The organism is Cohnella fermenti (genome assembly GCF_004801405.1).
Lineage (GTDB): Bacteria > Bacillota > Bacilli > Paenibacillales > Paenibacillaceae > Cohnella > Cohnella fermenti.
In genome coordinates this window covers 1-20,297 of sequence record NZ_SSOB01000076.1, presented here as the reverse complement: position 1 = coordinate 20,297, position 20,297 = coordinate 1, and the positions used below count along the sequence as shown (strand labels likewise).

Annotated in this window: 11 protein-coding genes and 2 pseudogenes; 1 reads left to right on the top strand and 12 read right to left on the bottom strand. The window is 58.0% G+C overall.

Translation table 11 applies throughout. The features are described from left to right. Nucleotides 1-2,525, bottom strand: a 2,525-nt coding sequence (locus E6C55_RS32555; RefSeq protein ID WP_168736000.1) for an InlB B-repeat-containing protein, incomplete at its 3' end; no start/stop codon positions are given. A gap of 627 nt (nt 2,526-3,152) precedes the next feature. Here E6C55_RS32555 and E6C55_RS32550 point away from each other — a divergent pair. Next, a complete protein-coding gene (locus tag E6C55_RS32550) occupies nt 3,153-3,533 on the top strand; it encodes a hypothetical protein (RefSeq protein ID WP_211093695.1) in 381 nt (126 codons plus the stop codon). A 258-nt stretch (nt 3,534-3,791) separates the two neighbouring features. Here E6C55_RS32550 and E6C55_RS32545 read toward each other — a convergent pair whose 3' ends face one another. The 11 genes and pseudogenes from E6C55_RS32545 to E6C55_RS32495 all read right to left on the bottom strand — a co-directional run. Then, the gene (locus E6C55_RS32545; protein ID WP_136374004.1) at nt 3,792-4,058 is read right to left on the bottom strand and encodes a YkgJ family cysteine cluster protein; all 267 of its coding nucleotides are present in this window, start codon (nt 4,056-4,058) and stop codon (nt 3,792-3,794) included. Nucleotides 4,059-4,131: 73 nt separating this feature from the next. Further along, nucleotides 4,132-6,444 carry a helix-turn-helix domain-containing protein gene (locus E6C55_RS32540; protein WP_136374003.1) on the bottom strand — a complete coding sequence of 771 codons (2,313 nt, stop codon included), beginning with the start codon at nt 6,442-6,444 and terminating at the stop codon, nt 4,132-4,134. A 45-nt stretch (nt 6,445-6,489) separates the two neighbouring features. Next, nucleotides 6,490-10,362: a fibronectin type III domain-containing protein gene (locus tag E6C55_RS32535; protein WP_136374002.1), complete on the bottom strand. Its 3,873-nt coding sequence runs from the start codon at nt 10,360-10,362 to the stop codon at nt 6,490-6,492. A gap of 76 nt (nt 10,363-10,438) precedes the next feature. Further along, nucleotides 10,439-13,879 carry a glycosyl hydrolase family 28-related protein gene (locus tag E6C55_RS32530; RefSeq protein ID WP_168735999.1) on the bottom strand — a complete coding sequence of 1,147 codons (3,441 nt, stop codon included), beginning with the start codon at nt 13,877-13,879 and terminating at the stop codon, nt 10,439-10,441. Nucleotides 13,880-14,007: 128 nt separating this feature from the next. Continuing rightward, a complete protein-coding gene (locus E6C55_RS32525) occupies nt 14,008-15,597 on the bottom strand; it encodes an extracellular solute-binding protein (protein ID WP_136374000.1) in 1,590 nt (529 codons plus the stop codon). Between the two features lie 57 nt (nt 15,598-15,654). Then, nucleotides 15,655-16,530, bottom strand: a complete 876-nt coding sequence (locus E6C55_RS32520) for a carbohydrate ABC transporter permease (RefSeq protein ID WP_136373999.1) — start codon at nt 16,528-16,530, stop codon at nt 15,655-15,657. Between the two features lie 34 nt (nt 16,531-16,564). Then, nucleotides 16,565-17,527 carry an ABC transporter permease gene (locus tag E6C55_RS32515; protein WP_230986967.1) on the bottom strand — a complete coding sequence of 321 codons (963 nt, stop codon included), beginning with the start codon at nt 17,525-17,527 and terminating at the stop codon, nt 16,565-16,567. Nucleotides 17,528-17,896: 369 nt separating this feature from the next. Then, nucleotides 17,897-18,429, bottom strand: a pseudogene (locus E6C55_RS32510) (dihydropyrimidinase); the annotation flags it as partial. Nucleotides 18,430-18,450: 21 nt separating this feature from the next. Beyond that, nucleotides 18,451-18,813 (bottom strand): annotated as a pseudogene (locus E6C55_RS32505) (4Fe-4S dicluster-binding protein); the annotation flags it as partial. Between the two features lie 256 nt (nt 18,814-19,069). Continuing rightward, a complete protein-coding gene (locus tag E6C55_RS32500) occupies nt 19,070-19,609 on the bottom strand; it encodes a hypothetical protein (protein WP_136373998.1) in 540 nt (179 codons plus the stop codon). 314 nt (nt 19,610-19,923) lie between these two features. Further along, nucleotides 19,924-20,297 (bottom strand): polymorphic toxin-type HINT domain-containing protein (locus E6C55_RS32495; protein WP_330999683.1); only part of this gene is annotated, 374 nt, incomplete at its 5' end.

Below are 20,297 nucleotides of genomic sequence, written 5' to 3'. Positions count from 1 at the left end.
CCCTCAAACGCGTACCCGACTCGCGTTGGCTCTGTTGGCTCGGCTATCGTCTGGCCATGTTCGACGGTGACCTCGCTTCCCGAGAAGCTGCCTCCGTTCGGGTCGAACGTCACCGTGTAGCTGTTCAACGTCCAGTGCGCGTACAACGTCATATCGCCGCTGACGGTGTCCCCATCGAAGTCCCACCCGCCCGTCTCATCCGCCGGATCGACATACCAGCCCTCAAACGCGTACCCGACTCGCGTTGGCTCTGTTGGCTCGGCTATCGTCTGGCCATGTTCGACGGTGACCTCGCTTCCCGAGAAGCTGCCTCCGTTCGGGTCGAACGTCACCGTGTAGCTGTTCAGCTTCCAGTGCGCGTACAACGTCATGTCCTCGACTACCGGAGCGGCGTCAAAGTCCCACTCGCCCGTCTCATCCGCCGGATCGACATACCAGCCCTCAAACGCATACCCCACTCGCGTCGGCTCCGTCGGCTCGGCTATCGTCTGGCCATGTTCGACGGTGACCTCGCTTCCCGAGAAGCTGCCTCCGTTCGGGTCGAACGTCACCGTGTAGCTGTTCAACGTCCAGTGCGCGTACAACGTCATGTCCTCGACTACCGGAGCGGCGTCGAAGTCCCACTCGCCCGTCTCATCCGCCGGATCGACATACCAGCCCTCAAACGCGTACCCGACTCGCGTCGGCTCCGTCGGCTCGGCTATCGTCTGGCCGTGTTCAACGGTGACCTCACTTCCCGAGAAGCTGCCTCCGTTCGGGTCGAACGTCACCGTGTAGCTGTTCAGCTTCCAGTGCGCGTACAACGTCATATCGCCGCTGACGGTGTCCCCGTCGAAGTCCCACTCGCCCGTCTCATCCGCCGGATCGACGAACCAACCCTCAAACGCATACCCCACTCGCGTCGGCTCCGTCGGATCGGCTATCGTCTGGCCGTGTTCGACGGTGACCTCGCTTTCCGAGAAGCTGCCTCCGTTCGGATCGAACGTCACCGTGTAGCTGTTCAACGTCCAGTGCGCGTACAACGTCATATCCTCGACTATCAGGTCCGTCTCCGTTACTTTCGTTCCGCCGGAAGGCGCCGTGTACCAACCGTCAAATTCATACCCGGTTCGGCTCGGTTCCGACAGCGTAATGCCCGACTCCTGCACTGTCGCCGCAAACAACGTTATATCGGGCGGGTTCGTGCCCCCGACAAAGTTCATCTCAAAACGGAGCACATAGACACTGCCGCTCTGATTGTCCACTTCAATCGTGCCTGTATTTACAATCGTGCCTGAAACCTCAATTTCGCCCCCACCGTCAACCAACCCGGAATTCACAAACGTCTCTCCAGGCGGAATCCATAGCTTGCCTCCATCCGTAATCGTAATCGTTCCGTTATTGGACAGAGAACCGAAATCACCAGGCTCATATGTAACCGCCGCCCCCGCTCCGATCAGCGAACCGTTATTCCCGCCCGCACCGCTCAGGATGACCGTCCCCCCCTGGATATCCACGGATGCGCCACCGCCATCCGTACCGCCGCCGATGGCAGCCGCGTTAATCACACCGGTTGCCCGCACCGTACCGTCGGTAATGGTCACCGAGCTAGGGACGTTGCCGAAGCCGCCGCCGCCGATGCCCGCGCCGCTGTATGTACCGTACTCGTTTTCCATTGACCCGCCTGTAGTTGTCACATCCCCGCCGTTGATCGTGATCATGCCGCCGAAATCGTACGCACCACCTCCAATGCCGGCACCCATGGCACCTCCGGTCACATCCAATATTCCGCCATCAATTGTGATGCTGCCCCAGTCTCCCGTAGATCCACCGCCAATGCCGGATGCGTATTCTCCCCCGGTCACTTCGAGATACCCATCAAGAATGAAGATGGCGCTGGCGCTTCCATCAGCATAAGCACCGCCGCCAATCCCAGCCCCATTTTCGCCGCCCTGGGCCGTAATGTTCCCGCCGTTAATCGTGATCGTACCGCCGGAACGTGACAATCCGCCGCCAACGCCCGCTCCATTTGAGCCCCCCGTTGCCTCCACGCTTCCCCCGCTGATCGTTATCGGGCCTGTGACATCACAATTGGAACCACACGCCCCTGAACCAATTCCCGCTCCATCTACCCCTCCTTTCGCGATGACCGTCCCGCTATCGATCGTGATAGCGCCTCCGTTCTCCCCATCGGCCCCACCGATGCCCGCGGCGCCGACTGCTCCGGAAGCGTCGGCCGTCAGCCTTCCTCCCCCAACCGAGTCGATAATTGTGAGCGATGAACTGGCCGGCACTTCAATCGCAGGGCCCAGCGCCGTGATAATACTCAACTGTTGACCGGCGAGATCCAACACATAGCTTGTTGCTTCAGGAACAGCGAGCAAGTCCCCCTCGGACTCGATCACGTCTTCGCCGACGAGCTTGAATGTCGTGTCGTTGGAACCGGTCTGAAAAAGAATATTCAAATCCGACCAGTTCCCAACCTCGATCTCAGCCGCCTCCGCCGATTGGACGCTTCCGAAAAACAAGGCTAAACAGAGTGCCATGCAGCAGAACATCCGATGCCGCACACTCCGAAAAGCATGATGGAGCAGCAGATGAATCAAGCTCGAAGTCCCCTTTCACGATAAAATAATATGGATATCATTTTCTTGTTGGCATGACTCAAGCATACACCATAATTCGCTATTTGCAGAAGTGCGATGCTAGATACATTGAACGAATAAATCCAGCCTCTATTAGGTAAGCCAGCATCTGCAGGGTCGTTGCTGTTCGACGCATTCGACCTGACTGACTTCGGTCATAAAACAAGAAGCCGAAGTTCAAATGAAAGTTAACGAACTGAACTACTGAAATACGAAGAGTATCACATCAACAAAAACATCCTGGTCGGAAAATTGCGCAATCGGCTCATCGAAATTTTACTGAAATTGCACACTCTCCTTCAAGCACCGATAAAACTGTATTCGAAGTGTCTGTTTCCCACTCCAATGGTAATGAAATGAAGAAAATATCTTCAAAAAAATCTCTATTCTCTATGATGTGAGTAGCAGAAATAGCTGAATCCGTGAACCCTGCTACTAGAAAGGTGAGAGAATGAAGAAAATCCATGCTCCGGTGTAGAAAACATAAGAAAATCGAACATCTTCGTATACCACCATCGAGGTGACGTCATGAAAAGCTATATCGGCTTGCTCTGCCAAGACAAAAGCGATTTCGACGCGATTGAGCCTTTTCGTGAGGACGATGTTTTTCCCGTTTGCATGCAAGTGAAACAAGTGCCATCCGATCCTACTCTTCGCCAGCGAATGGATGCGGCGGCGGGTTCGGATCAGGCGGACTGGAATGTGATTCTGCTCGAAGAATCCGCCGACCTGCTCCGTCGTATCGCTGCTCCGCTAACGGGGATTGCGGTTGAGAACAACGTGTTGCTGCCGTTTGATCTGGACGTGTCTCCCATCGATAATTCCGGCACAAAAAAAGAAGGCGTATCCTACACCTACAAAGGCATGAACGGTTTCGCTCCGTTATTCGCGCGCAAAATATATTTCTGAATTGTCCGATAATTTAGAGGGGGGCCCTGCTCCAAAGCTGTCTTTGCCCATAAGGTAAAGCGGCCCTCCCCTCAGTTACTGGACTCGAACAGTTACATGTAAGCTTTTTTGCAAGGGAGTGGCTTATTCGGCCGCCGACGAGCGGCTTCCCGCAGATAAGCCGGATTTGAAGGCTTATTCGGCGCGCATGCAGCAGGAAGCCCCCGCGATCTCGGCTTCCCGGCCGCGAGGGCTTCCTCTTCGATGCCGCTGGCCGCTTCAGTCCGCGCCGCCCGGCGACGTCGCACGCTCGAACGCCTCCAGGTAACGGAAGGCGTCCGCATCGGAGCTGCCGCACATCTCCGCCGACGGCTGCAGGCTGCCGCAGACGGCGGGGCGTTCGGGTCGGCCGAACAGCCGACACCGGCCCTCCGGCGTGAGCTGCGCGCAGCGGACGCCCGCAGTCTTGCCGTCCGGCATGCCGGGAATCGGCGACGAGATGGAGACGGCGATGCAGCAGGCGGCGCAGCCGATTCGGCATTCCATGGCGCGCTCACTCCCGCAACGAACATGATGCCTCCAATATAGCATGAGCGGCATCTCGCTGCCCTGCCATCCCTCAGCACGGAGCCGCGTGCTCCAGCCGATAATCCCCGGGGGTTCTCCCCTCCAGCTTCTTGAAGACGCGGATCAACTGCGGCGCTGTGCGGTAGCCGACCTCGTCGGCAATATCCGCCAGCGTCAGATCGGTTCGGACCAGCAACTCCTTCGTTCTCTCTATCCGATACTTCGTGACGAAGGCAATGAAATTCTCGCCGGTCCGTTCCTTGAACAATTCGCTCAGATAAGACGGACTGAGGCGCAGCTCATCCCCGATCTTCTGCAGCGACAGATCGTCCCCGTAATCCCGTTCGATGACCTTCAGCATCCTGCCCACCACCTCATCCAACCTATGCTCCCGGAGGGAGTTCAAATAGGCGAGCGCCGGACGAATCGTTCGGTCGATGAACCAGTCATACAGCGATTCCGGCGAGTTGAGCCGAATGAATTCGTCATACGGGTTGCCGTCCGGATACACATGGGTCAGATTCGGATCGTACTCCTGCAGCAGCCGAACCACGGAGACAAGCAGTTGCAGGCAGTATGTCCTGATCTGAGGAACACCCGCCCGGCTGCGATGCAGCTCTTCCAAGAACTGCGTCAGGCTCGTCTCGGCTCGTGTCAGATTCCCCGAGCGAATTCCTTCCAGGAGCTCGTCCTCCCACTGCACCGGATACAATACCGTACGCTCCGCGAACGAACCGCCGTCGCTCGGCATCAGCACCCTGTCCCCGGATTGAAGCCAGTTCATGTGCAGCGTTCGAACCGCCTCCTCGTAGGAAGCGTTCAAATGATCGAGTCCGCGCACCGTCTTGCCGACGGCAATCGTTATGGATTGTTTCAGGAATGCCGAGACAGCCTGGCGGATGCGATCGGCGCCTTCTCGTACGTTGCGTTCGTCTATAGGCTCGGGTAAATTCAGAATAACGACGACATTGTCCCGGGTAACGAGCGTCTCCGCCTGCAGAATCCCTTTCAGAAGCTCCTGAGCGATATTCGACACCGCGAACAGGAACAGCTTCTTATCCTTGCCGCCGAAGCGATCGCCCGCTGCCGCCGAATCCTTCTCAATGACAATCGCGCAAAACGAGGGATGCTCGAACAACGGCGCATCCGCCGATCGTTCGACCATCCATTGCTCAACCTTGACGCCGTTCCCGAGCAGAGAAGAGAGCAGGAAGTGGTCGCGCAGCACCGGCAATTGTTCGCGCCACTTCGCCTCGACCTCGTCCATCTCTTCCAGCAAATGCGATACGCGATGCTCAATTCGCCGGAGGTTATCCTGAAGCGCGGCCTCGGGCAACGCCCCATCCCGCTCTTTGCTCTCGGGTCTCCCCATCGACAGCAATCGCAGAATGTGAACGACCCCGCGTTGAAATCGGCTGTAGTTGAAGTAGGCCATCACCAACGACAGCAGCGAGAGGAGCACGGTCGTCGTCACAATAATTCGCTTCAGCATCAAGACGCTGCCCGCCGGTTTGGCGGACGGCACCAGCACCGCATACGTCCAGCCGTTGCGCCCCGAACGGTCCATCGTTACATATTGACTGTGCAGAAGCGAAGTGCGGGCGCCGAATTCCTGATAACCGTCCGCAATTCGCCGCTGGAGCTCGTCAACGATGTCCGCCTGCGGCGTGCCGCTCTGCCGGATCAGCTCGCCCGTCGGCGAGAAGACCAGCAGAGCTCCGGTCGTATCGAAGGGGAAGCTGCGGATGACCTTCGTGATGGCTCCGGGATCGAGATTCACAACAAGCACGGCTTTGGCCTGCGTATAGAAAATCGGCAAAATCCGGATATAAGTGATGACCGTCCGAGCATTGCCCGCCCGATCTTGAATCGTTCGGGGAACAATCCATGCCGTCATCCGGTTATGCGCGATCATCTCCTCCGCCCGCTCCATCCAGCCGATATCCGTGAAATCCCGCCAGTCCGCAATTTGCTGTTCGGACGTCACCACGACCTGCTGCGTCTCGTTGTACAGGTAGACCGAATCCAGCGCTTCGATCGAATTGGCCAGATAGGTCAGATCATTACGCAGATCGTTGGCGAACATCATTGCGCCCAAGGGCGGGGCGGCAGTCAGATTGACGAACTCGACCGTATTGGATTGCATGGCGAACTGTCCGGTAATCTCCTCGATCTGCAGCGTCAATTGATCGACTTTGTCCTTCACCTGAGAGATGGCGACTTCCGAAGTTCGATTCACCTCGGACTTGATCATCCGAACTCCGCTGTTGTACAAGATAGCCCCGAAGCCAAGCGTCGGAATGATCGACAGCAGCAGGATCGACGCAATCTGCCGCTGGCGGATGAAGCGCCGGAATACGTTCATAGCCGAATCCCCGTTTCTAGAATGTTGTGCCTCCCTGTGATCTTATCACATCTCCCCGGGATATTCCGTCCCTTCCAGCGGTTCGTTGTGCCAGTGATCGAACCCGTCATGGCCGTATTCGTGACTGCGCGCATAGCGGCGATACCCTCTCTCGGGTTCCGGGTCCCAGTACGCCAACCCGCCCGGCTGCGTGTCTCTCGGAGGCGTGAGCGGACTCTCCCCGTTGCCGTTGCAGGCGCTGACCGCATACTCGAAGACCGTCCCCTCTTCCGCGGTCTCGTCGAGAGCTTCGCAAGCCGGCCCTTCGTACAGCGGCAGCCATTCCGCAGAACCGAGCGCGCGGCGCCGCAGCCGATACTGGTCCACGCCCGTCTGACAGCCCCATCTGATGCGGAATCCGCTCGAACAGCTCCACACCTTCAGCCCCTCCGGAGGCGCGGGAGGCTGTCCAGTAATATAGAGAGGATAGTGCCGGCTCCAGGCCGAACGGCCGCCCTCGTTGCAGGCTTGAATGCGTACGTGCAGCTTGATGCCGTCCGGCAGATCCGTCAGCCTGCCCGCCGGCTCCCGCAGGCCGTCCAACGCGGCGCGCCACGTCCGCTCGCCGTCCCGGCTGATCTCGACGCGATACGTCTGCGCGCCTCGCGCGGAGGACCAAGCAAGCTCCGCCGCACCGGATGCGACGCATGCCCGCTCTATCTCCGGAGGCTGGGGGACCGGAACGCTCGCCGTCCACTGCCATTCATGTTCCCCCTCCGATAACGCAAGTTCCATCGGCAGTCCGGCACCGGCACTGCCATCGCGAAGCTCGCCGTTCACATATAGCCGCCGAGCCGTCCCTTCATCCGCTCCGGAGAGGATCAATCTGACCGGCTCGGCACAGTTCACCTTGCCGCTCATCTCCTCCCCGTCGATCGTCAAGGCGAGCCCGGCCCTCGGCGGATGCCCCCCATCCGCGTCGCGCAACGATCGCACGCTTAACTCCACTCCCAACGCTCCGATATGAGTTCCCCGGAACAGCGCCGCTTCCGCCTTGGCTGCGCCGTGCAGTCTGACGATGCCGGCAAAGCCGGTGAATCGGCACAACGCATCCTCATAACGAATCAAGCTCCCGCTGCGATAGACACGGTCAATCCGGCCCGGCAGACGGATCTCGGCCCCATAGGCCGTCCGGGCGACCGTTCCGGTGTATTCGGCATCCAGATCGCGATGGCTGACAACCGTCAGGAAGTCCCCGAAGCCGTCGAACGCCTTGCCGACGGACGCGCCGTATCGGCGCTGCGGATCCTCGTGCGAGCCCGCGGGAAGCCCCGGCTCGACTTCGATTCCCGGCACACCCGGCTTGAGCTGATAAATGTGCGGGAAGTCCTCCCCTTTCCTGACGAACCAGGCGAACCGCCCTTTGACCCGACTGTCTCCGACCTCGTCGCAGACAACCATATAATCGTCGCCGCTCAACAACACGCTTCGCGAACGATAGAAGGGCTGCGAATACGGTCCGGCATTCGCCGAAGCGAACTGCGCGAAGCCGAAGTCGTACAACGGCTCCGTCAGCTCGTTCCGCCCGATGCTGCGGTACTCGTGTCCGATCAGCACGCCGAAGTTGCAGCAGGCCTGCACATCGCCCATATTGGCGTCCCCGACGTCCTCGGGACGGTTCCAGCTGTACCGCTTGCCGGCGGCGCAATAATACAGTGTGCCGCAACCGCCCTGGCCGGCCCGGCCCCAACGGTAATTCGGCCCTTCGTCAATCTGCTGAAACGTCACCGACAGCTCGCTCTCCTCGCCGACCGAAGCGCGCAGAACATATCCGTAGCCCGTATACTTGACGGAACGCAGCGGCGGCGCCGTGCCGGGGTTGTGCCGCAACCCGCCGTCGTACAGGGCGGCGTAGATGTTCGAACCCGGCAGACGCTCCTCGAAGTCGGGCGCATCCGGCCCGCAGACATGCAGCAGGTATTCGGCGAGCAGCGGACGGTACCGGAACAGTCGCTCCGCCAATAGGCGGAGCGGAGCCGTCGGAGCGAACGGATCGAGATGGGCGCCGCTGTGCGCCCCCTGCGGCGGGTACGTGCGCTTCCCGTTCACCGGGGCGCTCAGCGTCTGCAGCAGCCAATCCGCCCACTTCTCGATATTCGGCGCCATGAGCACATTGTCGCCGAACGATCGATGCACGAGTGCCGCCGCTTTCATCATCGGCATCAGCGCGGCCCACGTATAGCAGCCCAGATTTTCCGTCCACCTGCCGCCCCTGGATTGCCAAGCCGGGACATCCGGACGAACGTGATACTTCATATTGCGCAGCATCGACCGTTCGAACTGCTCCACCCATGCCTGCGCATCCGGATGCTCCGGGAACAGCGCAGCCATCAGCGCCGGAACGGATCGCGCGTCGGCGAGGAAGTTGGGGTGTCCGGCCAGAATCGAATCCACTGGCATCAGATGATCATCCATATGAACATAAGCCATAAACGCGCAGCATGCCTTCAGGTCGTCGAATTGCTTCTCCGTCATTCGCTCGGCTGCCATGTCGAAGACATATACCCAGTGGAACATCTCCCTGGCGGCCACCGGTCCGGCTTCGAACAGTCTGTTCATGTTGTGGGACAAGCGGTAGACGATGTCCTCCATGAACGAAGGGGTGAACGGCTCTTGACGAACGCCATAGTGCCATACCTCGGCGCCCGGCTTCGGCAGGCTGCCTGCGGGGAAGAAGCGGGGATGGGCTTCGCGTTGCCCTCTCCATCTGAGCGTCCAGTCCTTGACCTTATCCAATTGAACGAAGCCATGCCAGAAGGCGAGATCGTCGGCATAGCTTCCCTGAGGGGAAGTCTTGTTCTTGCGGCTGTCATACAAGGCGACCGCCGTCGATCGTCTGCTCGAGACCAACGGGTACTCCCACCGCAGCATCGCCCTCCCGTCCGGATCGAACTCGCAGCGGAACGATATCGCAGCCGTCTCTCTGGCCGCCCATAGCGCATAGGAACCTTCCGCCCAATGACCGGGCCGGCGGACGAAGACAGCCGCAGCCATGCCCCGGGACTCATCGGTGAACGATGCCGCCTTGGCGCTCCACCAGCTCACCCAGCCCGCATAGGGAACCACTTTGAACGGCAGAAGCCCGCCGTCGGCAGCATAAGCATCGATGGGCTCATCGCCGCGCGACTTCATATGTCGGCGATTCGGATCGAACCCTGCCCATTCGAGCGACAGCCGAGGCCGATTCGTCCGCCCGTCTTGTCCCCTCGGAAGATCAGCATTCTGCCCCCCGCTCGGTTCGAACCCGCTAATCTTTTCATCCAACTCCGCGAACTCAAGACCTGCGGTCAGCGTAATGCCCAGATCATATGTGCTGCCGTCGTTGAAGCGGATATGAATGTCGCAGCGCGAGGTAACACAGCCCTGTACGGCCAGCTCCGCCTGATAGAAGGCAATCGTCTTATTCGGCTGCAGCACAGCCTCGCAGACAACATCCTCTTCGGCGGCGGCAAGACGGAACAGGCGGAACTGGCGGAATCCGCCCTCAAGAACGCTGTCCGCCTGACGGAATACGGTCAGCCGAAGCGACTCGTTGGCCAGTTCAACGCTCGTATCGGACTGGAACGCACCGACGGTTCCGTCCGCGGCATGATCGAAGCGGCGAGGCTCGCCTTCCACCGCATCCCAGACACGCTCGACGCCGCTTGGCAGATCGGACAGGAAGCAGACGGAGATCGGCGTCCTGTCCGATCTGCCTTCCGCTTCGAGCAGTTGATAGGGGATCTCGCGTCCCGCTTCGTCCAACAATCGGAACGGCTTCCCGGCCGCCTCCGGCGGAAGCGGATAATGCAGCGGAGTCTGCGGCCAATGGTAACCGGGATGGCCGAGTCCGTCAGCAAGGCGGAATCGGGCCAATCTATTCTCGTTGTTGTCGTTCATGAACATTCTCCTTATCCGCGCGAACAACGGCGCGGGTTGATCCCCCGCGCCGCCATTCCGCATCGTTCACAACGTATCACGGATCAATCAGCACATCCGAGCCGTAGTCGTTGACGACCTCGCGATCTACGCCGCTGAAGGCATTGCCGGACAGTACCGTGCCTCCGATCGCCGATGCGTGCTTAGTTGACAGATAGGAGGCATTGGACTCCATCTGCGGGCCCGGCGCGCCGATCGTGATGCCTCTGTCCGTATTGCGAATATCGTTATCCTCGATAATAATGTTCTTGACCGCATTGCGCGTCGGCTTCACCGCATTATGCAAGGAGCCGACCGCAATGCCGTTGTAATAATTCCGGTTCATCAGCCGGCTGGAATCATGAATGCCGTCAATCTCGTTGCCCTTGATGTCCGCCCCGTAGATCTGATAAGCGAACGGGTCGTCGGTCTCGTTCAGGGCCATGAACGTAATGGTTCCGACGTTGCTGCGCCAGGACACGCCCTGCACGACATTGTCCTCGACGCGGGTGTAGTAGGCGACCGCGAAGCGGCTGTCATTCTGCTCGGGACGCTCCAGGTAGATCGAATGCGCATAGAAGCCCTCTCCGTCGATCGAGATATTGCCTGCCAGCACGGCGTCGATCGTGTCGCCGTATAGTTGGAACGTGTTCCCGTTGTTCTCCCCGAGGTTGCGATACGTCGTCACCATCTTGTTCGGCAGCACGATGGCGAACTTGCTGGAGGCATCCGGCACAATATCCCACGGCACGGTCACGCTGTAGGTCGCGTCGCCCAAGTATTCGTCCAGTTGGCGATACTGCCCCATGCCCCGTCCTTCCACAATGACGATATGCCAATCTCCCCACGGACGCCGTTCCAACGACCAATCGTTATTGCCGCTTCCGCCAAGTATAACGCCATTCTCGTCCCGCTTGGGTACCAGCGTCACGGTATCGGTTCCGGCCGACTCGACGATCCCCAGCATCTTCAAGCCGCCCCTGTAATTCTCGACGGATACGATCTCGCCGTCGTTGGCAGACAGGCTCCCCGTATTCACGATGTGATTGTCCGCCACGTACGACGGTCCTCGGGTGAAGATCCCTTGCTTCGCATAGTCCACAGAAGGGTCGCTCCGATGAACGTCGTTGCCCCGTACCGTCACATAACGGCTGGTTAAGTACACATTGCCTGCCGTTGTATCGAATGTGTTGTTCAGCACTTGCACATATTCCCGCATGTAAGAAGAAGTCGGGTTCGGCGCGAATCCCTTGAAGACCGAATCCGCAATCAGGACATGTCCCTTCGCCTCGATCCCGATGTACCCGGGAACGCCGCTCTTGGACCAGGGCCCGCGCTCATACCGATAATCCAGTGCAAAATCCTTCAGGAACAGCTTCTCCGCCGTCTGATCGGTGCTGTAGTCGGGATTCCAGGAATTGCCCAGCCACAGGAATTGATTGGGCAGCGGCTTGTCGTCCGCATCCGAATCCATGGTCAGCGTCAGTCGGGCCAAGCCCTGACTGCCTTCCTCCGATGTCGAACGTATCACCGTCCAATTCTCCAGCTCGACGACAGTCGCTGCGGCAGGGGGTACATACGTCAGGTAAGTCGATGCCCGGTTCCGCCCCAGCAGCACCACGTCGGCGGGCAGCTCCAACTGGCTGATCCTGTAATTGCCCGCCGGGAAGTAGACGACGCCTCCGTCGGCTGCGGAAGCCGCATCAATCGCCCCCTGGATGGCAGAGGTGTCGTCCAGCACGTCAGCTCCGTCCGCCCCGTAGTCGGTCACATCGAATTCGTTGTCCCAGGCAAAGTCGTAGGCCCAGGCGACACTCAAGCCAAGCGGATCGTCGCCCTTGGCGACAACCGTCAGCGTCTGCTCCTCCTCCAGCGGCCGGTAATGGATGCCGTCATTAGCCACCCATACTTCATATTCGCCGAGAGGCAGCTTCGAAGGCGGCGGCAGACGGAACTCGACGGCGAACGGGTTGACGCGGATCACATTCGCCGGGTACGATTCGGCGCCCGACACCAGCTTCACCGCCGTATGCTTGCGGCTGCCGAACTCCGAGCCGTCCAGATTCCGTCCGACCACCGTCACCGTCAGCCCCGCCGCAGCGATATTCTCCGATATCCACTGCGGTCTGGCCGCATTCAGCAGTATCGGCCGGCTCCACCCGTATCCGTTCGAGACCCAGATGCCATAGGTTCCGGCAGCAGCCGAAGCCGGCATGCGAGCGACGACATAATTGCCCTCCGGGTCGATCTGCACGATCTGAGCTTCTATCGCGCCCGAAGGAGGGAACAACTCGTCCAGATGGTCCGGCGCGGACAGCATCACCCCGGATGCGCCGTCGAACCCGTCGCCATAGATCGTCATCAGCTTCCCGGGGGACACGGCGTCCGACACCCGCAGCAGCGCGGGAGCCGTCGTCCAGGCACTGGCGACGATCAGATCGGCGGTCGCCGAAGCTGCCGCTTCCTGCTCCGAGACATCCGCCGCGTATCGCGCCTCGATCGTATACACACCGATGTCCGGCGGCGTGAAGTCGATTGCGGCCAGCCCGTAGACATCGGTCAAGACGCTGCCCAACACCTGCTCCGTAGAAGAAGGCGCATATACGGCGAACTCGACGCTGCGCCCCGCCAGCGGCTGATCCCCGCTGTCGGTCAAGCCTTGCAAATGAACGCTGAGCTCTGCCGTCTCGCCGACACGAATACGGGTCGGCTGGTCAAAGACAAGATCCGTCGGCCGGTTCGCATCCTCCGACGAGGCGCCGATGCGGATATTGTCGATGTCGACCGTCATCGGCACCGCCGCTTCAGGCAGCGAGCGCATCGTTACTTGTACCTGACTGGACGTGAACGACCCCGCCAGGAATTGATCGAACAGCCCATTGCCGTTGTCTGCGGCATCCACGGCAGCATAGACGTCGATCGGCAGCGTGGCGGTATAATGGCTGAAGCTGTCATCGCCCCGCGTGTCCATACCGCCGATATTTTGAACGTTGACAATACGCAGCTCCTTCGTGCCGGTCTCGCCGACGACAGCCGATTGTCCATAGATGCGGAACAGCAGCGACGGACGCGGCTGGGAATCGTTGCCGTTGCTGACCATATCGAAGTCGAATTCGATCTTTAATTCCCAATGGCCCGGCGCAAGCCTGTTCAATTGCCGCACGATCTCATTCTTCGCGTCCCCGGACAGCTCCGCGCTTGCGCTAACATTCTCGCCGCTAGCCGCCGACAGGCGCGCGAAGGAACCGGAAGCGCTTGCAGAAGTGCCGTTCGTCTTAGTCTCCTGGGCCATGTCCTTGCTCTCGATTCTAATCTGCGCGTTGCCGGGAACGATGTCCGCCGCCGTGCCGTTGTTATCGAAGTCCAATCGGTACAACTGCAGGTCCACCGTGGACGCCTGGGCCGTGCCTCCTCCGGGAATGAGTGCCGACCAGATGCCGCCAAGCAAGGTCAATACGACGAAGCTTCTTCTCAAGCGATTGCCGAATCTCCCATTCATACTCGTCGCCTCCTCCGATCTTCTATTGCCGAACGGGAGAGCGGCAGCCGCTCCAGGCGATTCGCCGCTCCGCCGTCCATTGCATGCGCCGCCGCTGCGCAGCGTCTCTCCGCGCTCGGCCGCCAATCCTACTTGTTCATTGCGGCATACAGGTCGTTGGCTTCTTGCTCCAACTGCTTGCCTCCCAGGTTGTTCCATTCCTCGACGAACTGATCGAAGTAATCCAACGGCTTATCGCCGCGCACGATCTCCGCATACGCATCCGTCTTGAGCTTCGTCAGATCTCCCCAATATTGGCCCGAGGACGGCAGCACGTCCGGCTTGCCGAACAAGTCCCACATCGGCTTGTTGTAAATTTGCAGCCGTTCGATCTGCTTCGTTCCCAGCGCCTTCTCGTACAGCTTCGCGACGGGATCGCCGGCGAAGATCGATGAATTCGACTTCAAGCCTTCGACGGCGGCTTTGGCCGGATCGTCATAGGGCGGCAGGAACTTCACGCCTCCCGTGGACGGATTGGCGGGATCGACCCAATCCCAATGCTTGCCCTGCTCGCCGAATACGCCTGCGAAATAGGTCTCTTCATCGGTTTGCAGCGCTTCCACGATTGCCAGCACCTTCTGAACCTTCTCCGGCTCGTTCTCCATCTGCTTGCCGAAGGCGATCATGCTCCCGCCCGTCCCCCAGGCCCAGCCTGCCTGCTCGCCGTCCGGCCCCTTCGGCAGCGGCGCGAATTCAAGCTTGCCATCGGGATTGGCCTTCTTGATCGAGCTGATAATCGAGCTTGGCACCGTATCGTCCGTTGCGTGCGCCGGCAGGCTGTGATGATAGGCGAATTTGCCCTCGATAAATTTCTTGTCCAGGTCCTTGCCGGTGACGAATTCCGGATCGATATAGCCTTTGGCGTACCAATCGGCCAACACGCCGAGCGCTTCCTTCGCCTCCGGCTGCACCGCTCCATTCACCACCTTGCCATCCTTCAACATCCACTGCGTCGGCATGACGCCGTAAGCTCCGAAAATGGACCAGAAGGCATAATAATACGAATTGCCGTTGGTGCTCATCCCATAGACGCCGATCTGCTTCAACTTCTCGAACGCCTCCGTCATCTCGTCAAGTGTCTCGGGGATGCGCTCCACCCCCGCTTTCTCCAGCAGATCCGTCCGCCAGCCTTGCTTCGCGTTGAATTGTCCCGTGTAGTAGGTGAACGGCATCCCGTAGTTCTTGGCGTTGTAATGCGTGTAGTACCATGCCTGGGGAGCGAAGGAATCCAGGTTCGCCTTGGCCTGCGGCGCATACTGCGCAATCGTATCGACCGGCAGCTCCGCGAGCAGACCTTGGGATGCATACTTGAACAGTTGATTCGGATCGTAGACGAACATGACGTCCGGCACATCGCCCGAAGCCAGCAGAATCTGCTGCTTCTGCACGAAATCAGCCTGCGAGATCGAATGAACGGTCAGCTTGACATTGAACTTCTGCTCCAGATAGGACTGAAGGTACGAGTGGTCGCCAATGTCGATCGCCCCGTTCATCCAATCGATCTCAAGCGGCGCTGCGGCGGAAGGCGCGGCCCCCTGGGAAGAAGACGGCGAGCTTGCAGACGGCTGCGACTCCTCATTCTGGCCCCCGTTCGCGCATCCGGACAGGATGACCGATACGAGCAATGCCGGGACAAGCACGGTCTTCCCTATTTGTTTGATCCCCTTCGATGCCAACATGACTCAACCTCCATAAGAATAATATGGCAATGCCCGGAACGGTCGCTTGGCGACACGCTAGCCTTTGACCGAACCTAGCAGAATACCCTTGACGAAGAAGCGCTGGACGAACGGATAGATCAGCAGAATCGGCGCGGACACGACCATGACGGTCGCCGCCTTGAGTGTCTCCGGCGTATACGTCACTCTGGCCATATTCATCTCCTCGCCCGGAGTCAGCGACAGCGAAGCTTCGATGACGGTTCGCCGCAGGAACAGCTGCAGCACTTGATGCTTCGTATCCTGCATGTAGATCATGGCGTCGAACCAGGCGTTCCAATGGCTCACGCCCGTCCATAGCGCAATTACCGCCAGTACCGGTCGGGACAACGGCAGCACGATTCGGAAGAAAATTCGCCATTCGCCCGCGCCGTCCATTCGCGCCGATTCCATAATCTCGCCCGGAATGGACTCGAAGAAATTGCGAATGACCACCAGATTAAAAGCCGTCACCGCGCCGGGCAGAACGAGCGCCCAGATGGTGTCGAGCATGCCGAGGTTCTTGATCAGCAGATACGTCGGAATGATACCGCCATTGAACAGCATGCTGAAGACAAATAACTTCATGATGAAGGAACGATCGGGAAATGTCTTGCGGGACAGCGGGTAAGCCGTCAGACTTGTCAGCAGCAGTACCGCAGCCAATCCAAGAACCGTCCGTTCGATCGTCATCAGATAGGCGTCGAACAACTGGGGGTGCGCGAATATCTTCGCATAGGAGGACAACGTCGGATGCAGCGGCATCAGCAGCAGACGGGGCGCCGCCACTTCATCCTGCGCGCTGAGCGACAGGCCGAGTACATACAAGAGCGGGTACAGCATGGTCAGACTGACCAGCGTAAGCAGAGCCGCATTCGCCGCTTCGAATATCCGCTCTCCTCTGGTGAGCTTCATTCCTCGCCGCCTCCATCGCCCAATATTGCCGAATTTACCATAGCCCCTGCTCCTTGTCGAATAATTTGACCAGCCGATTCGCGATGACGACAAGCACCAGCCCGATGCCGGAATTGAACAGACTGGACGCCATGCCGAGCTCGTAATCCATGGTCAGCAGTCTTCGCAGCACATACGTGTCCAGAATCTCCCCGACGCTGCTCGTCGGCGGCGTCATCAGATTGTAGATCTGATCGAAGCCCACGGACAGGAAGTGCCCGATCGAGAGCAGGAACATGATGATGACGGTCGGCATGATCGACGGCAGACTGATGTGCCAGACGCGCCGCCACCGGGAAGCGCCGTCCGCTATGGCCGCCTCGTACAGCGTCGGATCGACCGATGCCAGCGCAGCGAAGTAGACGATGGAGCCCCACCCGATCGTCTGCCAGATGTGGGTGATCACCACAATGGCATAGAAATACGCCGGTTCGATCAACCAGACGCGCGCCTCCACGCCGAACAGTCCCAGCAGCTTGTTGAATCCGCCGTCGCTCCCCAGGAAGGAGAACAGGATACCCGCCAGAATGACCCATGAGAAAAAATGGGGCAGGTACGTCACCGTCTGGACCATCCTGCGGAACCGGACGAACCGAATCTCGTTGAGCAGCAACGCCAGAATGACCGGAGCCGGGAACGTCAGCAGCGTCTTCAGCACCGCAATAATGGTCGTGTTGCGCAGCGCCTGATTGAATGCATGTCCGGCGAACAGCCGCCGAAAGTGTTCCAATCCTGCCCATGGGCTGCGCCATACCCCATCCAGCAGTTGGTAGTGCTTAAAGGCGATCAGAATGCCGTACAGCGGCACGTAACTGAACAGCACAAAGACCAGAAAACCCGGCAGAAACATGAAGACCAATTGTTTATGGGTTGCATATGCGCGCCACCGGAGACGTATCGCCGACTGCCGCTGCATATATCCGTGTCCCCCCGATAACTCCGCATCCCCGCGTGCCATCGTTCCGCCACCCCCTTCTCGGTTGTCGATTGCGGACTCATCGTAGCACCAGCGGCCATTATCATTCAATTTCCACTTCTTCGCTGCGGCGTTCGGCGGGCATTGGGCTCGTCAGAATGCCAAAAAAAGACGCCCTCGCGAGTCCACCGCGAGAACGCCCTGCTCTTGGCCAGAGTTGCTGCCGCCTATCATAACCGCTTTCCTACTGCGCCTCCGCCTGCTGCACGAGCACCAGATACGACAACTATTTGCGCGCCTCTGCCGTCAGCAGGTGCACCTGCACCCGCGCCGCCGCGTCGTCGCCGCGCTTCACGAACAGCGCCTCCGTGTCCTCCAGCCCTTCGCGCACGCCGACGATCTCGTAGCCCCGGCGCGGCCGGTCGCCCCGCCCTCCAGCTCGGATGGCCGGGTGAGCGCATGGTAGATCGGGTCGGTGTTGCCTTCGCCCAGCGCCTTCGTCACCAAATAATCGATGACGTCGCCGTTCTCGGCGTGCACCATGACGAGCGCGCCCTGCTCCTTCGCGAGCAGCAGCGTTTTGTACAATGTGCCGTAGTCCGCCTGAAACACGTTCTTGTACGCCATAAACACCTTGAGCAACGTGATGCCTTCGTGCTCGATAATCTCCGGCAGCTCGCGCTGCACCTCGTCCTTCGCGTCCGTGATCATCAAGTGGAAGCCGTAGTCGATGACCGTCGTCGTGCCGCCGAAGGGCATGTCGAGATGCGTGTGAGAATCGACGCCGCCCGGGAAACCGTAGCAGCCGGAGGCGTCCACGATGTCGCGCCTTCCGATTCCAGATCGACGCCGATCGTGACGATCACGCCGTCTTCAATGAGCACATCTCCGCAGAAAGTGTCCGCCGCCGTCACGATCATGCCGTTCTTGATGAGCTTCTTCATCTCACACAACCTCCATTTCGGCGCGGCCAGCGCCTTCTGGCGTTCGTTCCAGGTCATCGGCGCGAAGCCCGAATCGACCTCGACCATGTCGATCGCACCCTCGGCGGAGCAGACGATCGAGCATAGATTGCAGCCGACGCAGTCCTCCTCGCGCACGACGAGAATTTCCTTCCCTTCCGCGTTCGTCCTCCACTCGATGCACTGATACGATGTGCCCTCGCAAGCGATGTGGCACTTGTTGCAGTTGATGCAGCTGTCCGTGTTGATCCGCGCGACGACCTTGTAGTTCAGATCGAGATCGTCCCACGTCGAATATCTCGGCACGGACCGGCCTGTCAGCTCGCGGACCGAAGCCAGCCCCATGTCGTCCAAATAGTTGTTCAGCCGGGGTGGCTCTGCCCATTAACACGGTGGCTCTATTTCATTAACATCGTGGCTCTCACTCATTAACTCAGTGGCTCCGCCGCACTGAAATATTCACCTTCAGAAGCAACCTATAAATTCGGCGAAAATATACCATATGGAGTTGTTACATTCCCAAGTGATCAGTTGAACTCCTAACAATCAGTTGCCCGATTCATTCGGAACTGGGTGGGGGTAAAAGAAAGACCTTGAGGATTGCCGCCCCAAGGTCCATCTACTAGATGATATTTAATTCTGTTTTCATACCCTCAAGCGACATAATAATGTTTTTTATTTGTTCAGACGGTAATTCAAAAACATTAGCCCGATAATGTTCAAGAAACTCATTAAAGGATGTGATTTGCTCATCCACAGCAGGTTCTACATAATGCCATTTGTAACTTGGACTAATTTCAATATATAAATTTCCATTTTTTTGATATAACCAAGTTTGATATTCTCTCGTAGACCAAATCCAATAACTTCTAAATATATCTTCCTCGTCATCTTCTACCATTTCCGATAAATTATTTGTCCAAATATTCCACGCTCGCCCTAAGTTCCCCACCTCGAATTCAGAAGTTAGTTCAACTTGACTTTTTATTCCGTTATACAAAGTAGTTATAGCTTCTTGAATCACATCTTCAAAAACACACTTTTCTTCACTATTATCCCAAAAAGTCACAGTCACATCATCGAACTTGTTATTTATCGGATTTTCTGATGAGAATTGGAGATAAGAATTGTCAGTAAAGTTAATAATAAAGTAATTACTCATCTAATATATTTCCTTTCTTATCGACCAATTTTGCTTTTCTTAGAATCGCCTGCATTGTTGGCGTCAGTTCGCTCCATGACCTAACATGCCCATGGTATAGCTCATCGCTTGTTTTATCAAGAACAACAAACTCCCCGTTACTAACAGCTATCCTTCGGTCAGTATTCGGTCCAATTGACAGTGAATTATTTAATGCGTTTTGTCCATCAGTCGGTGCTTTATTCTTCACACCATTATTGGTAGTACCATGATATGGTGCATCCTCATATTTTCCATATGGACAATTCGTATTATGAACCCAAATCCCAAGATCACTAACAAAATACGTATGGAACTCCGTCAACAGTCATGTTGTAAACCGTGACATGCTTGTGCAACAGTTCAATACTGGTTATTTCCAGTGTATTCCCATCACTCTGAACAAGCAAGTCTCCAACCCTAAGGTCTTTGACGACCGTCCATCCCTTGCCTTTCACATAGAACGGATGATTGAAGGTCGATTCAATTACTTGGTCACCCACATGAATCTTGTAAATTTCATCCATCTCATGGTTCATTGTAGCCGTAACCTCTTTGTAAGCTACCTCACCAGTTGTCTCATCCTTCGAGAGAACCTTATCTCCGACCTCAATGTCTTCGATATTCTTCTCCCCTTCGTCCGTCATCACTTTGGTGCCTGCTACAAAGC

What these genes read in the sequence shown, in the direction of transcription:
- E6C55_RS32550 (WP_211093695.1), top strand. Translation starts at nt 3,153, where the DNA reads ATGAAAAGCTATATCGGCTTGCTCTGCCAAGACAAAAGCGATTTCGAC.
- E6C55_RS32545 (WP_136374004.1), bottom strand. Translation starts at nt 4,058, where the DNA reads ATGGAATGCCGAATCGGCTGCGCCGCCTGCTGCATCGCCGTCTCCATC.
- E6C55_RS32540 (WP_136374003.1), bottom strand. Translation starts at nt 6,444, where the DNA reads ATGAACGTATTCCGGCGCTTCATCCGCCAGCGGCAGATTGCGTCGATC.
- E6C55_RS32535 (WP_136374002.1), bottom strand. Translation starts at nt 10,362, where the DNA reads ATGAACGACAACAACGAGAATAGATTGGCCCGATTCCGCCTTGCTGAC.
- E6C55_RS32530 (WP_168735999.1), bottom strand. Translation starts at nt 13,879, where the DNA reads ATGAATGGGAGATTCGGCAATCGCTTGAGAAGAAGCTTCGTCGTATTG.
- E6C55_RS32525 (WP_136374000.1), bottom strand. Translation starts at nt 15,597, where the DNA reads ATGTTGGCATCGAAGGGGATCAAACAAATAGGGAAGACCGTGCTTGTC.
- E6C55_RS32520 (WP_136373999.1), bottom strand. Translation starts at nt 16,530, where the DNA reads ATGAAGCTCACCAGAGGAGAGCGGATATTCGAAGCGGCGAATGCGGCT.
- E6C55_RS32515 (WP_230986967.1), bottom strand. Translation starts at nt 17,527, where the DNA reads ATGGCACGCGGGGATGCGGAGTTATCGGGGGGACACGGATATATGCAG.
- E6C55_RS32500 (WP_136373998.1), bottom strand. Translation starts at nt 19,609, where the DNA reads ATGAGTAATTACTTTATTATTAACTTTACTGACAATTCTTATCTCCAA.